Genomic DNA, 1,186 nt, shown 5'->3' with positions numbered 1-1,186 from the left:
CAGCGCGGCGGCATGGGCCAGGGCGTTTTCGGCATTCACATACAGCAGGGCGTCCAGCCGCGGCTCTGTGGCGGCGATACGGTCAAGGCAGGCGGTGGTCACATCCACCGCGCTCAGTTCTTTTTTTTGCAGGGCCCGGGCCACAGCCGTGAGAGAGAGGGAGCATATGTCGGTCATGGTGTTCTCGAAAATTCTGCTTGTAGTGTTGGCGTAAACGGAAGCCTGCTTGCAGGATCTGCCGTGCCCGGATGCTCAGGAGCAATTTCACCCGCCGCAAAGATGCAAGCGCAACTTACTTGCGCGGTTAAGCATCGAAGCGAGCGTGTCTTAAACTTTGAGAATGTACATTCTCAAAGTTAATCTGCTCTAGAGCAGTTTACGAATGAAACGAGTCAACTGCTCTGCAAGGGTTTTCCTGAAAATCCTTGCCACGAAATGCGAGCAGGCAGGCTTTTGCCTGCCGTAAGCAAGCATTTCAAGTGTTAATCTGCTCTAGACGATGCGCGGAACCATAAAATATTCGCCGTCTGCCTCGGGAGCGTTTGCCAGCACATCCTGACGGGTGCATACATGGGCGGCCACGTCTTCGCGCGGCGCGGGCCGGTGCTGCGCGGGGCTGTACAGAGGCTCCACCTCGCTGGTGTCCACCTTGGCGAGCACATCCATATAGCCGAGGATGTCATCCAGTTGCCGCGCGAAAAGCGTTTGTTCTTCCTCACTGACAGTGAGGCGTGAGAGCTCGGCCATATGGGCCACTTCTTTCAAGCCGATACCTTTGTTCTGTGCCATGTTGCGAGGTCCTTTGCCTTGCCCGTCAAGCGCCGGGGCGGTGCTTGACGAGGGATGTTGTAAAATTTCTGGGTGCGCTGCCGGGGCAGCAAAAACGGCCGCCCGGGCCGCTGCCGTACCGTTTTCAGACTGCAGGTTGCAGACGTTAGCGCTGCGCCGGAACAGGTCCCGGTAAAGCGGCATACGGTCGTTCCCCGTGCGGATCATGAACGCGCGGGGAACATTTTTCCAAATCTGTCTACCCTACAGGCGTGACGGCAGGCTCAGCTTGTACGAAGGCTTGGGCGTCGTGCCGATGGGCTGCAGTGTGGGCTGCTGCCCGTCGCCGGGCGTAAGGGGGTTGCCCTGTGCATCCACGGGCGGCAGACCCTGCATGCGCAGGGCGGACTGCTGCAGG

1 protein-coding gene is annotated in these 1,186 nt (G+C 58.9%); it reads right to left on the bottom strand.

Annotated features, from left to right (window positions below; genetic code table 11):
- Positions 1-492: 492 nt before the first annotated feature.
- Entirely contained in the window at positions 493-789 is a 297-nt protein-coding gene (gene gatC, locus V6C07_RS12180; protein WP_333536747.1) for an Asp-tRNA(Asn)/Glu-tRNA(Gln) amidotransferase subunit GatC, read from the bottom strand.
- Positions 790-1,186 lie beyond the last annotated feature (397 nt).

Source organism: Desulfovibrio sp. 1214_IL3152, assembly GCF_036763055.1.
Lineage (GTDB): Bacteria > Desulfobacterota > Desulfovibrionia > Desulfovibrionales > Desulfovibrionaceae > Desulfovibrio.
The sequence above is the reverse complement of the archived record's forward strand: the minus strand, read 5'-3'. Positions and strand labels throughout refer to the sequence as shown.